The sequence below is a fragment of the Actinokineospora baliensis genome (assembly GCF_016907695.1).
Lineage (GTDB): Bacteria > Actinomycetota > Actinomycetes > Mycobacteriales > Pseudonocardiaceae > Actinokineospora > Actinokineospora baliensis.
Genome location: NZ_JAFBCK010000001.1, coordinates 5,281,640 through 5,295,042 on the forward strand (window position 1 = coordinate 5,281,640; position 13,403 = coordinate 5,295,042).

Below are 13,403 nucleotides of genomic sequence, written 5' to 3' on the forward strand. Positions count from 1 at the left end.
GGCACCGCAAGACGCGGGCGGGCGAAGGCGATCAACCCCCAGGATCCCTTCGCCCGCTTCCGCGCGTCCAGGGGCCTTCGCTCAGCCGCGGCGCAGGTGGTGGAAGTCCTGGGTGCAGGAGAATAGGTAGCCCCCGGCCGCCCGGAACCGCTGCTCCAGGTAGTCCTCGACGAGGTCGCGGGTCACCGGCAGCGGCGCGAGCCCGAGGATGAACGCCGCGACCTCCACCGCCGTCTCCAGGTCCGGGGCCTGCACGAACGAGGGAACCGTGTGCGTCTCGGCGTCGGCCACCCGCGACAGGTCGAACCTCGGGCCGCCGAACTCGCGCAGCATCACCATGCAGTCGCTGTTGGGGTTCTGCATCGCCACGACGCACTCCCCCTCCGGCGCGGTCCACGACGCGAGCGCCTCCAGGTGCGCTGGCCACAGGTCCTGGTCGACGTAGTAGAGGACGTGGCCGCAGAACACCAGGTCGGCCTCGGTGTCGGGCTCGGCGGCCAGGATGGGGACGTCGATGATCTCCGCGCCGGGCACCTTGCCCGCCAGTTGCGCCCGCAACCCCGCGTTGGGCTCGATCGCGATCACCCGCTCGAACCGGTCGGCCAGGTGCGCGGTGGTGTCCCCCGTGCCCGCCCCGGCGTCGAGCAGCACCGCGCGGCGCGGCAACCCCTCGGCGACCCGCTCGAGGTAGCGGGCCGCCTGCCGCTTCTGGTCCGTGTGCGCCAGGAACGTCGCGAACGGGCTCTCGTACTGGGCGCTGAGGGCGTCCAACCGGGGGAAGTCCACCGGCCCACAGTGCTGCGCCGCGCCCGGTCCTGCCACCCGGTGTTCACCGGATCGAGTGAAGCGGCTACGCGATCAGCCAACCGGTGGCGGCGCGCGGGCGGCTGACCCCGACCGGGCGCGGGCCGGGGGTGATGGTGATGTCCTCGTGCAGCCGGGTGAGATGCAGTCCGGTCAGGACCGGGCCGCTGGCGAGCACCCGCAGGGTCCGGCCGCGGCGCTGGCAGGCGCGGTGGGCGCGCACCAGCACGGCGGTGCTGGCCCAACTCAAGAACGTGACCCCGGTGAGGTCGACGGTGACCCGGGTGGTGTCGTCGGCGGCGGTGCAGGCCCGCATGACCTGCTCGTGCCACGGCGTCTCGGTGGCCAAGTCGATGCGCCCGGTGGCGGCGATGGTGACGTGGCGGCCGGTGCGCTCGACGGTGAGGGTGAGTCGGCGGTCGGGCTGGGCGACGGTCAGTGCCACGGTGGATCCGGCCCCTTTCGCTCGGATGTGCCTGTTCCACCCCCTTAGAGCGCCCGCCGCACCGGAAAGGTTGCCCCGGGACCGGGAAAACAGGCGGCGATCTCCCCCACCACCCTCCTAGCCTGGTGGGGTGCGGGACCTGATCACGTTGCCGAAAGCGCATTTGCACGTCCACCTGGAGAGCACCGCCCGGGCGGCGACGGTGGCGCACTGGGCCGCCCGCGACGGTGTCCCCGTTCCGCCGGGCGGCCCGTTCCCGGGGTTCCGCGCGTTCGCCGACCGCAACGCCCTCGTCCGCGGCCTGCTGCGGTCCCCGGAGGACTTCCACCGCCTGGCCGTGGAGTTCTGCGCCGACGAGGCGGCACAAGGCACCCGCTACGCGGAAGTCACCTTCACCGCCGCCTCCCACGGCGAACGCCTCAACGACCTCGACATGCCCTTGGCCGCGGTCGTCGAGGGCCTGCGCGAAGGCGCCCACGCCAACGACATCACCGTGCGGCTGCTACTGGACCACTCGCGACGGCAGTCGGTCGCCCGCCTGGAACGCACGGTCGAACTGGCGACCCGCTATCCCGAAGTGGTGGGAATCGGCCTGGCCGGGGACGAGGCGTACCCGCTGGCCCCCTTCGCCGAGGTCCTTCGCGCAGCAGGCGAAGCCGGACTCCACTTGGTCCACCACGCGGGCGAGTCAGCGGGCCCCGAGAGCGTGCGGGAGGCGGTGGAGATCGGCCGCGCCCAACGCATCGGCCACGGCTTCCAGGCACTCGCGGACCCGTCGGTGGTGGCCCTGCTGCGCGAACGCGGCGTGGCGGTGGAGATCTGCGTGTCGTCGAACGTGGTACTGGGCCTGGTGCCCACCGCCGCCGCACACCCGGTGCGCGCGCTGATCGAGGCGGGTGTGCCGGTCACGATCAACACCGACATCCCCGACGTGACCGGCCGCGCCTTGGCCGACGAGTACGCCCTCTGGCGCACGGCGTTGGGATTCACGGACGAGGAACTCGCCGAGGTCGCGATCGCGGCGGCGGAAGCGTCGTTCGCAACGGCACAGGTGCGGGACGGGTTGATAACGGGTGCCGTTCGGTGGCTGGGGTGAGGTAGGGGTGGTGCCCGCTTTCCTGGCGCGAGAACCTGCCGATAAGGCCTGTGATCGGTGCCACGACAAGTGGGGACCTGGGGAGGGCTGTGATGACGGAGAACGAGACACGAGCACTTCGGCACGCCGCTGACGGGTCGGTGCTGTTCCACTCGGGCCTGTGGGGCGCACCGATGAGCTTCCTGTGGGCCGGAGCCGATGGCGGCCCCGCCGGTCACGTGCCGCAGTGGGTGGCGGAGGCGTTGACGATGCTGGAACGGCGCGGGTTGGTGGTGTTCCGGGTCGTGCTGGGGACACGGGACGTGGCGGTGCGGGTGACCGAAGCGGGCCTGCGGCGGCTCACCCGAGCTCCCGGTCAAGTCGACTAGGCCAGTCCTCGTCCGCCAAGCTCGCTCCGACGAGCACATCACGCCAGTCCACAACGCTCAACGCGAGGGCGTCGCGCAACCGCGCCATGTCCCCGTCGGCGAGCAGAACGATCGCCGCCTGCACGCGTTCGGTGCCGAGGGTGTCGTCGCCGGTGCGGTGGGGAAGTTCCGCGAGCAACCGCAGAACCTCCGCGGCAGAACCGGGTTCGGGAAAGTCCCGTCGAACCCGCCGTCGCAGTCGTGTGTCGTCTGTGGCCACCGGGCGATCGTGCCATGGGGGCTCCGCACCGCCCGGCCTCCGGGCCTATTCGCCCGTGGTGCCGTCGAGGTGTTCTCGGAGGATGTCGAGGTGGCCCACGTGGCGGGCTGTTTCCTGGATGACGTGGGTGAGGACCCAGCGAACCGTGCGGTCGGGGTCGCGGCGGGTGTGGTCGCCCGGGGTGAGGCCCTCGATGGCCCGTTCCGCGATGGCCCACTCGGCGCGGTAAGCCGTGATCACCGCCGAAGGGGTATCTTCCGGGCGCAGCCGCCATTCGGCGTTGACGTCGTCGGGGGACCAGAGGGTGGGGGCGTCGGAGCCGCCCGCGGTGCGGGTGATCCAGTAGCGCTCGACGGCGGTGAGGTGTTTGAGCACGCCCAGCACGCTCATCACCGGGGACGTGGGCCACGGGGTCGCACTGGCCTGTGCCGGGGTGAGGCCGGTGGCCTTGATCAGCGCGGTGGCGCGCAGGAAGGTGAGGAACTCCCACTGCAGCCGGAGTTCGTCGTCGGCGTCGGTGCGGGGCCAGGTGCGGTCCGGCCCGGTGATCGACATGGGGTCGAGTCTAGGGGAGTTGGCCGCCGGTCGCGGTGCGGTAGCGGGATCCCAGGTCGGTCTCCGGGGTGGGGGTGGTGCCCATCAGGTCGGCGGCGAGGCCGTGGATCGCGGTGTGCCAGTGCACCAGGGTGGCGACGAGGTCCGGCTCGGCCAGGCCCGCGTGGGTCAGCCGCAGACGCGCGCCGCCGGGGCCCGGGGACAGGTCTATGTGGACGGTCTGGCCGTCGTGCTCGGCGCGCAGACCGGTGTCCGAGGTCGTGGCGGGCAACGGGGTGATGGCGGCCAACCGGGGAGCGACGGCCGCGGCCGGGGCGGTCAGTTGGCGTTCGAAGTGGACTCGCCAGGTGCCGTCGGGGTCGGGTTCGGCGGTGCCGCGCAGCAGGTCGAACCGAGCGGCGTAGCGCTCGTGGGCGGCGGCCCAGTCATGCACAGGAAGCGGAGAGCCGTCGAGGGTGTGGACGAGGGCGGCCAGGCAGCCGTCCCACCCGGCGGCGAAGGACGCGGCACCGGCGCGGTCGGCGAAGTGGTGGGTGAACACCAGCAGGGTGCCGGCGTCGGTGGGGGTAACCGTGAAGTCGAGGGTTTCCCCCTCCCAGACGAAGGTGAACCTCTGGTTGAGGGTGAGGGTTGTGACGGTGCCCGAGCTGGTGCTGCCATCGGGGAAGGTGAACGTCAACTCGACCCCGTCGACCGCCACGGCGGCCGGGAACCACGCCGACAGGCCCTCGGGCTCGGTGATCGCGCGCCACACCTTGTCGACCGGGTGGCTCAGGTGCCGCTCGAAGCGCAGCCTCGGGTGGCTGCCGTCGGTGCTCAGCGTGGCGTCCATACCGCGAACATATCCAGACCGGAATATGCCCGTCAAGGCATGTACTGCACCTCGACCGCGTCGGCGTCCGGGTCGGTGACCGCCAGCAGCCGCCGCGCCTCCGCCTCCACCGCCCGCCGGTCCTTCGCCGAGATCTTCACGAACGGCGTCACCGTCAGCACCACCGTCCGCTTCACCCGCTGCGTGCCCCACATACCGACCACCACCCCGTCGACGAGCACCGTCGGCCGCACATTGCCGTTACCGGTCCCCATCACCACCGTCTTGCGGTGGTCATCGGCGATCACCCGCGTCCGGTCCGCGTGCGAGAGGACCAGGTTGTCGAACGCGGCCACCAACCGCACCGGCGCGGGCGTGTCGGCCTCGGGGCGCGGCGCCTCCGGCAGGTCGTAGAGCACCCGATCGGCCTCGTCGCGGAACCGCACCAGGTCCGGCTGCCGCTCGAACACCTCCCGCAACCCGGTCAACCCCGACCACACCTGCGCGTCCGCGGGCGACGCGGGCCCGAACGCCGCCAGATACCGCCGGACCAGAACATCCACCGACATCGCCGCCGAGGAACCCTCCCCCAGCCACGCCCCCAGCGTCGTGTGCCGCGCCTGCCCCGACGACCCCCACAACCCCCGCGGCGGCACCTGCACCAACCCCACCCGCGTCCGCACCAACGCCGCCAACCGGTCCGGCTCGTGCCCCGGCCACCGCACCGCCAACCGCCGCCCCAACTCCGCCGCGGTCAACGGCTCCTCCGCCACGATCCGCGCCCCCACCTCGGCGATCTCCACGTGGTCCACGTCGTCGAACGCGCGACCCACCGTCGCCCGGAACCCGCGCTCGAGCACCGGCAGCAACAACCCCCGCAGCGGCTCCGCGTCCCCCGCGTCCACCAGGTGGATCGTCGACCGCAGCAACGCCACCCGCACCACCCGCCGCGACGACACCAACTCCGACAGATCCGCGAACTCGAACCCCGCCAACCGCGACCACAACCCGATGTACGGCGGGTTCGGCGCCTGCGCCTGCAACCCCACCAAGTGCCGCACCGCCTCCAACGGCGACACCGCCACCCGCTCCAGCAGGAACTGGCGGGCCAGCAGCGCACGGTTGAGGGCACGACGAGTCAACACCGGGGTCACCCGCGCAACGCTAGTGGTGCGACCCAGAACCTTGACCATGTCTCGGCCCGCCCACGACGCGCCTGGCTGCGTTGCCGAAACGACCGAGTACGCCCAGTACGAGGCCGTTCCGGCGCCTTGCCAGCCACGCCGTGGACGGGCCGATACACGGCCAACATCCTGGGTCGCACCACTGGGCCCCATTGCGGACCGCTGTGGTCCGCAATGGCTGCCACACTGGCCGACATGTTGGAGACCTCGGCGCGCCTGCTGCGACTGCTCTCGCTGCTGCAGACCCGCCGCGACTGGTCAGGCGCCGACCTGGCCGACCGCCTCGGCGTCACCGACCGCACCGTCCGCCGCGACGTCGACAAACTCCGCTCCCTCGGCTACCCCGTGCACGCCACCACCGGCACCACCGGCGGCTACCGACTCGGCGCCGGAGCCGCCCTCCCACCCCTGCTGCTCGACGACGAGGAAGCCGTCGCGGTCGCCATCGGCCTGCGCAGCGCCTCCGGCGGCACCGTCACCGGCATCGAGGAGACCTCCGTGCGGGCACTGGCTAAACTCGAACAGGTCCTGCCCGCCCGCCTGCGCAACCGGGTCAACGCCCTGCACTCCGCCATGGTCGCCCTCCCCGGTCGCGGCCCCACCGTCGACCCCGACACCCTCGCCACCATCGCCTCCGCCTGCCGAGACCACCAACGCCTGCGCTTCGACTACCAGCACCGCGACGGCGACCACAGCCTCCGCCAGGTCGAACCCCTGCGCCTCGTGCACACCGGCCGCCGCTGGTACCTCGTCGGCTTCGACCTCGACCGCGACGACTGGCGCACCTTCCGCGTCGACCGCCTCACCCCCCGCACCCCCACCGGCCCCCGCTTCACCCCCCGCGAACCACCCGCCGACGACATGGCCGCCTACACCGCCTACGGCCTGTCCAACGCCGCCTACCGCTACCAGGCCGTCATCACCCTGCACATGCCCATGGCCCAAGCCGCCGAACACATCACCGCCACCGCGGGCGTCCTCGAACCCCTCGACGACACCAGCTGCACCCTGCGCGCGGGCAGCAACTCCCTCGACGGCATCGCCATCTGGATCTCCCTCATCGGCTGCGACTTCCAAGTCCACTCCCCACCCGAACTCGTCGACCGCATCACCGGCGTCGCCGACCGCCTCAGCCGCGCCGCCCACCGCTCCACCGGCAGCTGACCCGCGAGTCACCCGGCAGGCACCCCGGGTGCACTCGAACGGCGGTATGTTCCGTGAGAGCCTTGTGCCGATGGCGACCACTCCCCCGGCGCTGCCCGCCACCGCGTGCTCCGCGGTGTCCCGCGCGCTCGACGAACCCTTCGCAGGCAGCGCCGCGACCGCCACCACCTGGCTGTGCGTCGAACAACCCGGCCCCTGGGGCCGCGACGCCCTCACCCAGAGCCACCTCGACCCCGGCGTCGCCACCGAACTCACCGCCCGCGCCAAAGGCACCGGCGTCCGCGTCGTCCTCATCCGCCGCCCAGGCCCCCACCCCGACCGCCACCGCCCCGCCCCCCGCCAGGTCTACCTCGCCCACACCACCCCCGGCCGCGCCTTCCTCCGCCGCGACACCTTCACCGACCCCAAACTCCTGCTCGACCTCGACTTCCCCGCCGTGGGCGCGGGCGACGTCGGCGACTTCGGCGAACCCGTCACCTGGCCAGTCCTGCTCGTGTGCACCAACGGCCGCCGCGACCTGTGCTGCGCCGTCGCGGGCCGCCCCATCGTCGCCGACCTCGCCACCACCCACGGCGAAGCCGTCTGGGAATGCACCCACATCGGCGGCCACCGCTTCGCCCCCACCGGACTCCTGCTGCCCACCGGCTACACCTACGGCGACCTCAACGCCGACCGCGCCCGCGCACTGCTCACCAGCACTACCGTCCGCACCGACCGCTGCCGAGGCCGCTCCACCTGGCACCCCGCGGGCCAAGCCGCCGAACTCGCCGTCCGCGACCTCACCAACACCACCCACCCCGACGTCCTGCGCGTGCGCGACCCCGAACCCGACGACAACGGCCACTGGCGCGTCGGCGTCACCCACGTCGACGGCCGGGGCTGGCGCGTCACCGTCGCCGAACACGCCACCGGCCCCGACCGCCCCGCCAGCTGCGGCGCCACCCCCGGCCCCGTCACCGCCCACCACGTGATCCGGATCGACTGACATGACCCCCACCCGCGACCAGATCCTCGCCTACCGCGTCGCCCGCCACGGCCTGCACCGCGACACCACCGACCCGGCCGCCCTCACCGTCTTCGACCTCGGCATCCAAGACGCGGGCAGCCGCTCACCCCACGTCGCCCTCGCAGCGCGCCTACCCGCACAAACCCAACTGGACGGGTTCACCACCACCTGGGCCCACCGCGGCGCCCCACACCTGCTCCGCACCACCGACATCCCCGCACTCGCCACCGCCCTGTGGCCCCGCACCGACGCCGACGCCGCGGCCCGCCTCAACGCCTGCGGAACCGCCCTCCGCCGCGCGGGCATCCCCGGACTCACCGCCTACACCACCGCCGCCACCGCCATGCGCGAAGTCGTCGACACCGAGAAACCCCGCGGCCAGGTCAGCACCGAGATCACCGCCAAGCTGCCAGCGCCCTACGCCTACGCCTGCCGGGTGTGCGCCGCCACCCACATCTGGGGCAGCCTCTTCCAGGTCATCGGCCTAGCCGCCGGTGTCACCGTGCACGCCGACACCCGCCCCACAGTCCTGCGGCCACTACCCGACCAGCACCCCATCCCCGAGGAATCCACCGGCGCGGGCCCGATCATCGACGCCTACCTGCGCCTGCACGGCCCCGCCACCCCCGCCGACCTCGCGAGCTTCCTCGACACCACCCAGGCCCAAGTCAAACCCGCGTGGCCCGACGGCCTGGTCGACCTCGGCGACGGCCGCTGGTTCCCCGAAACCGACCTCGACGACCTCCACAACCCCCCAGGCCCCGACGTGCTGCGCCTCCTGCCGCCACTGGACCCCTGGCTGCAAACCCGCGACCGCGCCCTCATCGTCCCCGACGAAGCCCACCGCAAACAGATCTGGCGCATGATCGGCAACCCCGGCGTCATCCTCGACCGCGGCGAGATCACCGGCACCTGGCGCACCAAGACCTCCGGCAAAACCCTCACCATCACCATCGACCCGTTCACCAAAACCCGCGACCTCACCACCGAAGCCGAACGAGTAGCCACCGCCCGAGGCTTCAACAACGTCCGCCTCACCACCGCCTGATCACAGCAGCGGCTCACCCTGCTCGCCACCGGCTCTCACGGACGCACCCGCCGCTCGCGCGGCGAACACCAGCCAACAACGCCGGTCCGTGGCAGCGACAACCGATCTGCCAGCGGCCGAACGCCTAGAACTCACCCGGCGTCTCCCCGACCTCCCCCCTCACCACCGCCTGATCACAGCAGCAGCTCGCTGTGGTGGTCCGGATCCCGCGGACACACCCACCGCACCCCGCACCCGACCACCCGCGGCGACAACGGGTGCTGGTGCCCGGGGCACAACGGCAGCGGCCGACCCCAGAACGCCTCCACCGCGTGGTCCTGCACCTGGTCGGCCATCGCCGCCACCGCCTGCGCCAGCGGCACGGTCAACGCCAGGTACACCCCCACCGACACCCGGTCGTCCCCCACGGTCACCAGCACCTCACCAGGCCCCGGCTCGACCGACAGCACCCGCCACCCGATGTCCAAGCGCGCCAACACCCGCGTGACGTACTCGATCACCCCACACAAATAGCACGCCGAAACCCGGGTGCGCGGCCGAATACGGTCAACACGTGGACCAAAGCCCGCAGCACGAACCCACCCTGTCCGACGACCACATCGCCCGCGTCCGCCGCTGGCACGACGAGGCCTACCGCGAATCCAGCGCCCGCCCCGACCTCACCACCGACCACCTCGGCCGCACCTTCCACATCCCCGCAGGCATCCACCCCATCACCCGCGTGTCCCACCTGCTCGGCCAAGCCGTCCTCGACGAAGTCCGCCCCACCGACCGCGTCCTGGACATGGGCACCGGCTGCGGCGTCAACGCCGTCCTCGCCGCCGCCACCGCCCGCGAAGTCCTGGCCGTCGACATCAACCCCGCCGCCATCACCGCCACCGAAGCCAACGCCGCCCGCAACGGCGTCACCCTCACCGCCCGGCACAGCGACGTCTTCAGCACCGTCGACGGCCGCTTCGACCTGATCGTCTTCGACCCGCCGTTCCGCTGGTTCGCCCCCCGCGACACCCTCGAAATGGCCAGCACCGACCACCACTACCGCGCCATGAACAGCTTCTTCGCCCACGTCGGCGCCCACATGACCGACACAGCCCGACTGCTGATCTTCTTCGGCACCTCGGGCGACCTCGACCACCTGCACACCCGAGCCGCGGCGGCGGGCCTCACCACCGAAACCCTCGCCACCGCACACCACACCCGCGACAACTGGACCGCCGACTACTTCACCTACCGCATGACCCGTCACCCGGCCATCGAGTAGAACAACACCTCATCGGCATCCCGAGCCGCCCTGGCCACCCGCACCAGCGCACCCACCCAGGCGACCACCGCGTCGACCTCGTCCAACTCCTCCTCGCGCGCCCACCGCCGCGCCACACCATCCACATCGGACAATAACGCCAGCGCGTCACGAGTCCCGGCATCCCACTCGTAGACGAATGGCCCCGTCAACCACGGATCACCCGCCGCCACCGGCCCATCCGGCTCCGGACCCGCAGGCCACACCCGCCGCTCCACGACCTCGTGCCCGGCCAACCCCACCAACCGGTCCACGGCACCATCCAACGCGAACCACTTCGCCGACACCCCGTCAAAAGCCGGGAACGCCGCACGATCCGACACCCCACGCAGCACCACCGCCACGTCAGGAGCCCGGAAGTAGTCGAAGTACACGCCCACTACAGCGACACCCAACAGAACAACGACTCACCGGCATCACGAGCCCGACGCGCCAACGCCACCAACTCCGCCACGAACGGCTCCCAGTCGGCGGCGTCGCCGTAAACCTCCTCGGCCTCCACCCACACCGCCGTCACCGCGGCCACATCGGACACCCCAGCCAACGCATCCCGCGCCGAAGCACCCACCTCAGACACCCACGGACCCTCAGCCCACGGATCGCCCTCCTCGGGAACATCCGTGGGCGCAGGCGTCGTCGGCCACACCGCCCGCGAATCCAAGTCCACGAACGACCCACCCGACGCCGCCGCCACCAACCGCCCCAACACGACGTCCGGATCCACCGACTTCGCCTGAACACCATCGAGCTCCCCGACCGGCGACGCCGCATCGGAGAGCTCGAGGTACTTCACGACAACACCGGCATCGGCGGCACGGAAATAGTCCGTCAGCACTCCCATACCCACAGTGAACCAGCGACCACCGACAATCCCGGGCACCACGCCGATCACACCGTCACAGCGACGGCGGCACCAACCCCGCCGCAGGCGGGTCGACCTCCTTGCGCGCGACCTCCTCAGCCGCCCGCACCGCCCGCGCGACCTCCGGATCGGTCGAGGTGTCGAACCACTCCGCCACCTCGTCCTCATCGGACTCCGGCCGCGACGACACCGGCTCCTCAGACGGCTCGTACCGGAACACCCCGTCGTCGGACTTGAGCCCGAACTGCCGCGCGAACCCCTCCAGCGCCTTCCCGAAGTCCGTCGGGATCATCCACACCTTGTTCGCGTCACCCTTGGCCATCTCCGGCAACGTCTGCAGGTACTGGTAAGTCAACACCTCCGGCGTCGGCCGCCCCGCCTTGATCGCCGCGAACACCTTCTCGATCGCCTTCGCCTGCCCCTGCGCCTGCAGGTACCGCGCCGCCCGCTCACCCTGCGCCCGCAGGATCCGCGACTGCCGCTCCGCCTCCGCCGCCATGATCGTCGCCTGCTTCGCGCCCTCGGCCGCCAGGATCTGGCTCTGCTTCTGGCCCTCCGCCGTCTTGATCGCCGCCTCCCGCTGCCCCTCCGCGGTCAAGATGATCGCGCGCTTCTCCCGGTCCGCGCGCATCTGCTTCTCCATCGAGTCCTGGATGGACGGCGGCGGGTCGATCGCCTTCAACTCCACCCGCGCCACCCGGATCCCCCACCGCCCGGTCTCCTCGTCGAGCACCCCGCGCAACTGCCCGTTGATGTGGTCGCGCGACGTCAGCGTCTCCTCCAGGCTCATCCCACCGACCACGTTGCGCAGCGTCGTCGTGGTCAACTGCTCCACCGCGATGATGTAGTTGGCGATCTCGTACACCGCCGCCCGCGAATCCGTCACCTGGAAGTACACCACCGTGTCGATCGACACCGTCAGGTTGTCCTGGGTGATCACCGGCTGCGGCGGGAACGACACCACCTGCTCCCGCAGGTCGATCCGCGCCCGGATCCGGTCCAGGAACGGCACCAGCACGTTGAGCCCCGGCTCGGCGACCGTGCGGAACCGCCCCAGCCGCTCGATCACCGCCGACTGCGCCTGCGGGATCACCTTGATCGACTTGATCAACGTCACCAGCACGAAGAGCACCACGACGGCACCCACGATCAGCGGCAGTTCCACAACACCCTCCAACCCGACCTACTGGTCAGCCCACACCACCGCGGTGGCCCCGGCGATCTCCATGACCGTCACCGGGGTTCCCGGCTCCAACACCTGCGTGGCGTCCAGGGAGCGCGCCGACCACTCCTGGCCGCGCAGCTTCACCCGCCCACCGTGCTCATCAACCCGCGCCACCACCACAGCGCGCTCACCCACCAACGCCGCCACGTTGTCCCGCACGTGCGCCCCACCGAGCCGCCGCCGCAACACCGGCCGCGCCAGCGTCGTCAACGCCAACGACGCGGCGGCGAACACCGCCACGCTCACCAGCGGCACCCCGAACAACGCCTCAGCACCCGCACCCGCCAACCCGGCCACGCCGAGCATCACCAGCACGAAGTCCCCGGAGAGGACCTCGGCCGCGATCAGCAGCACGCCAACCACGAGCCAGATCAGTGCCGCCATGCGGTCATCCTCGCAGATCGGACCCGACCCCGGGTCCGGATCACGCCGAACCGCTGTCCGGGTCGGTCACGAAGTCGATCAACCGCTCGACCGCGCCGACCAGCGGCGGCTCCAGGTCCCGGAACCCCGACACCGCCGCGCGCACCCGCCGCCACCCGTCCGCCGGGTCACCCCAGCCGAGCGCCGCGCACACGCCGTCCTTCCACGCTACGCCCCTGGGCACCACCGGCCAGGCCGCGATCCCCAACACCGACGGCTTCACCGCCTGCCAAATGTCCACATAGGGATGACCGGTCACCAGCACGTGCTCATCGCGCACCTCGGCGACGATCCGCGACTCCTTGCTCCCGGTCACCAGGTGGTCGACCAGCACACCCAACCGCCGCCCCGGCCCGGTCCCGAACTCCGTCACCCGCGCGGCGAGGTCGTCCACGCCGTCGAGTGGTTCGACCACCACACCCTCGACCCGCAGGTCGTGCCCCCACACCAACTCCACCAACTCGGCGTCGTGGATCCCCTCCACCCAGATCCGACTCGCCCTGGCCGTCTTCGCCCGCAACCCCTCAACCCGCGTCGACCCCGACGCCGACCGCTTCAGCGCGACAGGGGCCTTGGCAGGCATGGGCCGCACCAACGTCACCGGCCGACCGTCCACGAGAAACCCAGCGGGCGTCAACGGGAACAGCCGGTGCCGCCCGTTCCGGTCCTCCAACACGACGTTGCCGTACTCCCACCGAACGACCGCGCCGCAGAACCCACTGGCCGGGTCCTCCACGACAAGCCCGTCCTCGGCGACCACCTCCGGCACCTGCCGCCGCGGCCTGCCCGAAGTGATGTCCCCGTATCCCTGAGAGCGCACAGCCGCCACCGTAACGACCGCCTACCCCTCATC

The 13,403-nt window shown here is 71.6% G+C and carries 17 protein-coding genes and 1 pseudogene; 6 read left to right on the plus strand and 12 right to left on the minus strand.

Features of this window, described 5'->3' with window-relative positions:
• Positions 1-81: 81 nt before the first annotated feature.
• Together JOD54_RS23955 and JOD54_RS23960 are read right to left on the minus strand one after the other, a co-directional pair.
• The gene (locus JOD54_RS23955) at positions 82-786 is read right to left on the minus strand and encodes a class I SAM-dependent methyltransferase (protein ID WP_204453327.1); all 705 of its coding nucleotides are present in this window, start codon (positions 784-786) and stop codon (positions 82-84) included.
• A 64-nt stretch (positions 787-850) separates the two neighbouring features.
• The gene (locus JOD54_RS23960) at positions 851-1,249 is read right to left on the minus strand and encodes an STAS domain-containing protein (RefSeq protein WP_204453329.1); all 399 of its coding nucleotides are present in this window, start codon (positions 1,247-1,249) and stop codon (positions 851-853) included.
• Between the two features lie 130 nt (positions 1,250-1,379).
• Between JOD54_RS23960 and add the strand changes: the two genes are divergently transcribed.
• Both add and JOD54_RS23970 read left to right on the plus strand, forming a co-directional pair.
• A complete protein-coding gene (gene add, locus JOD54_RS23965) occupies positions 1,380-2,345 on the plus strand; it encodes an adenosine deaminase (RefSeq protein WP_204453331.1) in 966 nt (321 codons plus the stop codon).
• A gap of 92 nt (positions 2,346-2,437) precedes the next feature.
• A complete protein-coding gene (locus JOD54_RS23970) occupies positions 2,438-2,713 on the plus strand; it encodes a hypothetical protein (RefSeq protein WP_204453333.1) in 276 nt (91 codons plus the stop codon).
• On the opposite strand, the gene JOD54_RS23975 is transcribed toward JOD54_RS23970, so the two are convergent.
• The 4 genes from JOD54_RS23975 to JOD54_RS23990 form a co-directional block, all read right to left on the minus strand.
• Positions 2,685-2,891, minus strand: a complete 207-nt coding sequence (locus tag JOD54_RS23975; RefSeq protein WP_204453335.1) for a hypothetical protein — start codon at positions 2,889-2,891, stop codon at positions 2,685-2,687. The two genes, JOD54_RS23970 and JOD54_RS23975, sit on opposite strands and share 29 nt — an antisense overlap.
• 126 nt (positions 2,892-3,017) lie before the next feature.
• On the minus strand, positions 3,018-3,527 hold the full coding sequence (locus tag JOD54_RS23980; RefSeq protein WP_204453337.1) for a DinB family protein: 510 nt from the start codon (positions 3,525-3,527) through the stop codon (positions 3,018-3,020).
• Between the two features lie 10 nt (positions 3,528-3,537).
• Positions 3,538-4,359 carry an SRPBCC domain-containing protein gene (locus JOD54_RS23985; RefSeq protein WP_204453340.1) on the minus strand — a complete coding sequence of 274 codons (822 nt, stop codon included), beginning with the start codon at positions 4,357-4,359 and terminating at the stop codon, positions 3,538-3,540.
• Positions 4,360-4,391: 32 nt separating this feature from the next.
• Positions 4,392-5,492: a winged helix DNA-binding domain-containing protein gene (locus JOD54_RS23990; RefSeq protein ID WP_204453343.1), complete on the minus strand. Its 1,101-nt coding sequence runs from the start codon at positions 5,490-5,492 to the stop codon at positions 4,392-4,394.
• A gap of 225 nt (positions 5,493-5,717) precedes the next feature.
• Between JOD54_RS23990 and JOD54_RS23995 the strand changes: the two genes are divergently transcribed.
• From JOD54_RS23995 to JOD54_RS24005, 3 genes are all read left to right on the plus strand, one after another.
• On the plus strand, positions 5,718-6,686 hold the full coding sequence (locus JOD54_RS23995) for a helix-turn-helix transcriptional regulator (RefSeq protein ID WP_204453345.1): 969 nt from the start codon (positions 5,718-5,720) through the stop codon (positions 6,684-6,686).
• 70 nt (positions 6,687-6,756) lie between these two features.
• Complete coding sequence (locus JOD54_RS35245; protein WP_275592684.1) at positions 6,757-7,671, plus strand: ferredoxin family protein; 915 nt, start codon at positions 6,757-6,759, stop codon at positions 7,669-7,671.
• A 1-nt stretch (position 7,672) separates the two neighbouring features.
• The gene (locus tag JOD54_RS24005) at positions 7,673-8,740 is read left to right on the plus strand and encodes a DNA glycosylase AlkZ-like family protein (RefSeq protein ID WP_204453349.1); all 1,068 of its coding nucleotides are present in this window, start codon (positions 7,673-7,675) and stop codon (positions 8,738-8,740) included.
• 173 nt (positions 8,741-8,913) lie between these two features.
• Here the strand turns inward: JOD54_RS24005 and JOD54_RS24010 are convergent, their stop codons facing one another.
• A complete protein-coding gene (locus JOD54_RS24010) occupies positions 8,914-9,240 on the minus strand; it encodes a hypothetical protein (RefSeq protein ID WP_204453351.1) in 327 nt (108 codons plus the stop codon).
• Positions 9,241-9,293: 53 nt separating this feature from the next.
• On the opposite strand from JOD54_RS24010, the gene JOD54_RS24015 reads away from it, so the two are divergent.
• Positions 9,294-10,001 (plus strand): methyltransferase, encoded by a 708-nt coding sequence (locus JOD54_RS24015; RefSeq protein WP_307860241.1) that lies wholly within the window; start codon positions 9,294-9,296, stop codon positions 9,999-10,001.
• Here the strand turns inward: JOD54_RS24015 and JOD54_RS24020 are convergent.
• The 5 genes and pseudogenes from JOD54_RS24020 to JOD54_RS24040 form a co-directional block, all read right to left on the minus strand.
• Positions 9,983-10,420 (minus strand): hypothetical protein, encoded by a 438-nt coding sequence (locus tag JOD54_RS24020; protein ID WP_204453352.1) that lies wholly within the window; start codon positions 10,418-10,420, stop codon positions 9,983-9,985. The two genes, JOD54_RS24015 and JOD54_RS24020, sit on opposite strands and share 19 nt — an antisense overlap.
• Entirely contained in the window at positions 10,420-10,881 is a 462-nt protein-coding gene (locus JOD54_RS24025; protein WP_204453354.1) for a hypothetical protein, read from the minus strand. The genes JOD54_RS24020 and JOD54_RS24025 overlap by 1 nt, the downstream gene beginning before the upstream one ends.
• A gap of 64 nt (positions 10,882-10,945) precedes the next feature.
• Positions 10,946-12,061 (minus strand): annotated as a pseudogene (locus JOD54_RS24030) (SPFH domain-containing protein); the annotation flags it as partial.
• Between the two features lie 24 nt (positions 12,062-12,085).
• Positions 12,086-12,511, minus strand: coding sequence for an NfeD family protein (locus JOD54_RS24035; protein ID WP_204453356.1), 426 nt, complete (start codon positions 12,509-12,511; stop codon positions 12,086-12,088).
• Positions 12,512-12,551: 40 nt separating this feature from the next.
• A complete protein-coding gene (locus JOD54_RS24040) occupies positions 12,552-13,370 on the minus strand; it encodes a DUF3097 domain-containing protein (RefSeq protein ID WP_204453358.1) in 819 nt (272 codons plus the stop codon).
• Between the last annotated feature and the right edge of the window lie 33 nt (positions 13,371-13,403).

What these genes read in the sequence shown, in the direction of transcription:
- JOD54_RS24005 (WP_204453349.1), top strand. Translation starts at nt 7,673, where the DNA reads ATGACCCCCACCCGCGACCAGATCCTCGCCTACCGCGTCGCCCGCCAC.
- JOD54_RS23980 (WP_204453337.1), bottom strand. Translation starts at nt 3,527, where the DNA reads ATGTCGATCACCGGGCCGGACCGCACCTGGCCCCGCACCGACGCCGAC.
- JOD54_RS24025 (WP_204453354.1), bottom strand. Translation starts at nt 10,881, where the DNA reads ATGGGAGTGCTGACGGACTATTTCCGTGCCGCCGATGCCGGTGTTGTC.
- JOD54_RS23970 (WP_204453333.1), top strand. Translation starts at nt 2,438, where the DNA reads ATGACGGAGAACGAGACACGAGCACTTCGGCACGCCGCTGACGGGTCG.
- JOD54_RS24035 (WP_204453356.1), bottom strand. Translation starts at nt 12,511, where the DNA reads ATGGCGGCACTGATCTGGCTCGTGGTTGGCGTGCTGCTGATCGCGGCC.
- JOD54_RS35245 (WP_275592684.1), top strand. Translation starts at nt 6,757, where the DNA reads ATGGCGACCACTCCCCCGGCGCTGCCCGCCACCGCGTGCTCCGCGGTG.
- JOD54_RS23995 (WP_204453345.1), top strand. Translation starts at nt 5,718, where the DNA reads ATGTTGGAGACCTCGGCGCGCCTGCTGCGACTGCTCTCGCTGCTGCAG.
- JOD54_RS23985 (WP_204453340.1), bottom strand. Translation starts at nt 4,359, where the DNA reads ATGGACGCCACGCTGAGCACCGACGGCAGCCACCCGAGGCTGCGCTTC.